Source organism: Kribbella sp. NPDC055071 (genome assembly GCF_053608045.1).
Window position 1 is genome coordinate 843 of record NZ_JBSGUS010000076.1, and the last position, 428, is coordinate 1,270.

Sequence of the window (428 nt, forward strand, 5' to 3'; positions counted from 1 at the left end):
GGCAGTATTAAAATCAGGTTCGGCTTATGTTCCGATTGATCCGGAACATCCGATTCAGCGGATGCAGCATTTCTTCCGTGACAGCGGAGCAAAGGTGCTTCTCACTCAGAGAAAATTAAAGGCTTTGGCGGAAGAAGCGGAATTTAAGGGCGTTATCGTGCTAGCCGATGAGGAAGAAAGCTATCATGCCGATGCGCGCAATCTCGCACTGCCTCTTGATTCTGAAGCAATGGCCAACCTGACGTATACTTCCGGAACGACTGGAACACCTAAGGGGAATATCGTGACACATGCCAATATTCTCCGCACGGTGAAGGAAACGAATTATCTCAGCATTACAGAACAGGATACGATTCTCGGTCTTTCCAATTACGTGTTTGACGCGTTTATGTTCGATATGTTCGGCTCTTTGTTAAACGGAGCCAAGC

General features: G+C 47.4%; 1 protein-coding gene. It reads left to right on the forward strand.

The features are described 5' to 3' along the window. A partial coding sequence (locus tag ACWF4Z_RS38360; RefSeq protein ID WP_452248114.1) for an AMP-binding protein occupies window positions 1-428 on the forward strand: 428 nt, incomplete at both ends.